Below are 2318 nucleotides of genomic sequence, written 5' to 3'. Positions count from 1 at the left end.
AACGGTAACGGTAACAGATAATGAAGCTCCGGTAGCTAATGTTATTCCATTACCTGATGTAGTTGGTGAGTGTACCGCTACAGCAATAGCTCCAACAGCGACAGATAATTGTGGAGGAGTAATAACCGCAACCACTACTGATCCTACAAGTTATACAGTAATCGGAACATACACGATTACCTGGACTTATGATGATGGAAATGGAAACACAAGCCAACAAACACAAACGGTAATAGTACAAGATACAGGAATTCCGGTTCCTGATGTTAATCCATTACCTGATGTAGTAGGGGAGTGTAGCGCAACAATAACTACTATCCCAACGGCTACAGATGGATGCGGAGGAGTTGTAACAATAAATGGAACAACTACTGATCCTTTAACATATACAACACAAGGAACCTTTACGGTGACCTGGACTTATGATGATGGAAATGGTAATGTAGTTCAACAGACACAAACTGTTATTGTTGATGATACTACCGACCCTACAATAGTATGTCCTGCAGATGTGGTGAGCATTAATGTAGATGCAGGTCTATGTACTGCCAGTGGCGTTGTTTTAGGTACACCTACTACATCAGATAATTGCGCAGTAGCTAGTGTAACCAACGATGCACCGGGAGTTTTTCCATTAGGAAATACTACAGTGACCTGGACAGTAACCGATGGTTCTGGTAATACAGCGACCTGTACTCAAACCGTAACGGTGACCGATAATATTAATCCAACGATAGTGTGCCCAGCAGATGTGAGTGTCAATGTAGATGCTGCGAGTTGTGTAGCGACAGGAGTTGCTCTTGTTACTCCAACCACTTCTGATAATTGTTCAGTTGTTAGTACGGTTAGCGATGCACCGGCGATTTTCTCATTAGGAGATACGACCATAACTTGGACAGTAACGGACAGCTCAGGAAATACGGCTACCTGTACACAAACTGTAACTGTAATAGATAATATAAATCCGGTAGTTACCAGCTGCCCATCAGATATAGTTCAGACAGCAACTGCTAACACGTGTAATGTTATTGTTAGCTGGGCACCACCTACTGCGACCGATAATTGTACAGATCCATTAATTGTTAGTAGTACACATAACCCTGGTGATGCATTTCCGGTAGGAACAACTACAGTGACTTATACATTTAGTGACGTTTCTGGAAATAGTGAAACTTGTACTTTTGATATAACTGTACCGACCGTAACAATTGCTAATAATGATATTGTAGTTATTAATGGAAGTATAGGAGGTAGCTCTGTAAATGTTGTAGATGCTAACGACTTGTTAGATTGTAATCCTGCTACACTAGGAACAAATGTTGTTATAACGTCGGTTACAGATTCTGATTCTGGTGATGGAGTTAGTCTAGATCCAACAACAGGAATAATAACAGTATTACCAAATACAACACCAGGAGAATATACTATAAATTATACTCTGTGTAGTGTCACTACTCCTGTGGTATGTGACGATGCTATAATAGTTATTACAGTAGCAGTTGCAAATGATATTTCTAACCTGGCATTAACTAAGACAGCTTCATATGTAGATACAAATGGAGATGATATTTCTAATGCAGGAGATGAAATACGATATACCTTTACTATAGAAAATAGAGGTAATGTAGATATTACTAATATTATTCTTAATGACCCATTGCCAGGAGTTGAAGTAGTAGGTGGCCCGATTGATTTAGCTGCAGGAGAAACAGATACGGATAGTTTTACAGCAACCTATATTCTAACAGAAGAAGATATACGTTCTGGTAGCGTATCCAACCAGGCTACAGTTACTGGCCAAAATCCAGACGGTCTGGATGTATCTGATATATCTGATGATCCATTAAATGATACCAATATTGATTTAGATAATGATGGTGATTTTGAAGACGAGACGGTATTTGTTATTGTACCAGAAAATATCATTATATATACAGGAATTACTCCTAACGGAGATGGTGTTAATGATGAGTTTAGGATCATGGGACTAAGCGATTTTCCTAAAAACACATTACAAATATATAATCGTTGGGGCGTTAAGGTGTTTGAACAGGATGGATATGAACAACCAGGCGTAAGGTTCTTCAAAGGAATTTCTAGTGGAAGGCAAACTATAAATGGAAAAGAAGAATTACCTGTTGGAACATATTATTATGTCCTGGAATATGAAAATGCTAGTGGAGTCCAAAAGTCTAGAGCTGGATATTTATATATTAACAGATAATCAACCAAAATTTAGATCCCCATGAGTATTAGTATACCTACTCGTGGGTTAAATTAAAATAGTTCTACTAAAACGGATGAAAAAAATAAAGATA

1 protein-coding gene is annotated in these 2318 nt (G+C 38.3%); it reads left to right on the top strand.

All coding sequences use genetic code 11. From position 1 onward, the window contains the following. Positions 1–2224 (top strand): HYR domain-containing protein (locus Z053_RS0127050; protein WP_025668107.1); only part of this gene is annotated, 2224 nt, incomplete at its 5' end. Between the last annotated feature and the right edge of the window lie 94 nt (positions 2225–2318).

It is taken from the genome of Aquimarina megaterium XH134 (genome assembly GCF_000520975.1).
Classification (GTDB): Bacteria; Bacteroidota; Bacteroidia; order Flavobacteriales; family Flavobacteriaceae; genus Aquimarina; species Aquimarina megaterium.
Note: the sequence above shows the minus strand (reverse complement) of the source record. Positions and strands in the feature narration are given on the sequence as shown.